Here is a 1,989-nt window from a genome sequence, read left to right as displayed (position 1 = left end):
CAAGTATCACAGCCACTACAACGGAACCTAGAGCTCGTAACAGAGCGACATGGAAGGAGTTGCCAAAGGCAGAATAGGTCGCAAAAAGAACAATGGGATTGATGACAGGTGCTGTTACGAGAAAGGGAACGGCTGTGTAACTGGGAACCTTCTTTTCCAGAAAACGATTGATAATGGGGACGATTCCACATTCACAAGAAGGGAAAAGCATCCCGACAAAGGTCCCAAAAAAGATTCTCCCCCAACGATTTCGAGGGAGAAAATGATAAACCTTATCAGGTGTGATATAAACCTCAATCAGTCCTGAGACAATACTTCCTATCAGAACGAAGGGTAGGGCTTCAATGATAATGGAGAGAAAAATGGCTCCAGTCTGAAGCACACTAGACGGGAGTTGTTGGAAAGCAGTCATCTAGTTTTTCTTTTCTGCTTTGGCTTTTTTCTCTTTGTCATCAGGGAAAGTGACTTGTTTCAAATCAGGGAGTTTCGCAAACTCCTCAAACATTTTGTCCAAGTCGTCTCGTTTTGTAAATTTTACAGCCATAGGTGTACCTCGATTCTAAATTCTACCTCTATTATACTATTATTTTGAGGAAAAGGGAAAAGTTAAAATTGAGTATCTAACGAATCATAGAGCTTTATAAATCCTGATTAAGTCTGGTAGATTGAGAAAGTTTGACAAAAAAAGTAGATAGTGCTAGAATAACGTTAACGAAAGACATTTGAGGGCAGAAAGGTTCCTGCCGCACCTTGAAAAAGGTATCTGAGATGCTGGGTACACCGACCAGCCAAGTGTCCGTTATTTCAAAGGAGGGAGCTTAAATGCTCCTTTTTTCTTTAAAATTTCAAAATAGATTACACTCACCGCAGGCTCAGGCTTGCGGTTTTTTATTTGCTCTGAAAATTGATTCGTTAACTTCAACAAATAGCTTTATAAAGCGTTTTGTAAAAAATAAAAACAGTGCAATTAATCACTGATCCTTTTGTAAACTATTAGAATTAAATTGCAACCTTCTGAATGAATAGAATATTGAAATGAAGTAAATTTATTTTCCAACTTATGTTTTAAAATTGTAAGAGCTAATTTGAAACGTATAGCTTGTGGTATAATAGATTCATGGATAAAAAATATGAAAAAATCTCCCAAGATTTGGGAGTGACGTTAAAGCAAATCGATACCGTTCTAAGTTTGACAGCTGAAGGGGCGACTATTCCCTTTATCGCGCGTTATCGCAAGGACATGACTGGTAGTTTGGATGAGGTGGCGATTAAGGCCATTATTGACTTGGATAAAAGTCTGACAAATCTCAACGACCGTAAGGAAGCTGTTTTAGCTAAGATTCAAGAGCAAGGCAAGCTGACCAAGGAATTGGAAGAAGCCATCTTAGCTGCCGAAAAATTAGCAGACGTTGAAGAACTCTATCTTCCTTACAAGGAAAAACGTCGAACCAAGGCAACCATTGCTCGTGAAGCTGGACTCTTCCCTCTTGCTCGATTAATCTTGCAGAATGTAGCGGACTTAGAGAAGGAGGCTGAAAAGTTTGTCTGTGAAGGATTTGCGACAGGTAAGGAAGCCTTGGATGGTGCAGTTGACATTTTGGTCGAAGCCTTATCGGAAGATGTGACCTTGCGCACCATGACTTATCAGGAGGTGCTAAGACACTCTAAAATCACTTCTCAAGTCAAGGATGAAAGTCTTGATGAAAAGCAGGTTTTTCAGATTTATTATGATTTTTCAGATACGGTTGGAAATATTCAGGGCTATCGTACCTTGGCGCTCAATCGTGGGGAGAAGCTAGGTGTCTTGAAGGTCGGTTTTGAACATGCAACGGACCGTATCCTTGCCTTCTTTGCAGCTCGTTTCAAGGTGAAAAACGCCTATATTGATGAAGTGGTTCAGCAATCTGTTAAGAAAAAAGTCTTGCCAGCTATCGAGCGCCGTATTCGGACAGAATTAACTGAGAAGGCAGAAGAAGGTGCTATTCAACT

3 protein-coding genes are annotated in these 1,989 nt (G+C 40.2%); 1 reads left to right on the top strand and 2 read right to left on the bottom strand.

What is annotated here, in order from left to right:
• Positions 1 to 412, bottom strand: a 412-nt coding sequence (locus B7697_RS00045; RefSeq protein WP_192851449.1) for a permease, incomplete at its 3' end; no start/stop codon positions are given.
• Positions 413 to 544 carry an SPJ_0845 family protein gene (locus B7697_RS09460; RefSeq protein ID WP_000268685.1) on the bottom strand — a complete coding sequence of 44 codons (132 nt, stop codon included), beginning with the start codon at positions 542 to 544 and terminating at the stop codon, positions 413 to 415.
• A gap of 573 nt (positions 545 to 1,117) precedes the next feature.
• Here B7697_RS09460 and B7697_RS00035 point away from each other — a divergent pair.
• Positions 1,118 to 1,989: Tex-like N-terminal domain-containing protein (locus tag B7697_RS00035; RefSeq protein ID WP_275655546.1), on the top strand; the 872-nt coding region annotated here is incomplete at its 3' end.

The sequence above is a fragment of the Streptococcus mitis genome (genome assembly GCF_002096895.1).
Taxonomy (GTDB): domain Bacteria; phylum Bacillota; class Bacilli; order Lactobacillales; family Streptococcaceae; genus Streptococcus; species Streptococcus mitis_AH.
Note: the sequence above shows the minus strand (reverse complement) of the source record. Positions and strands in the feature narration are given on the sequence as shown.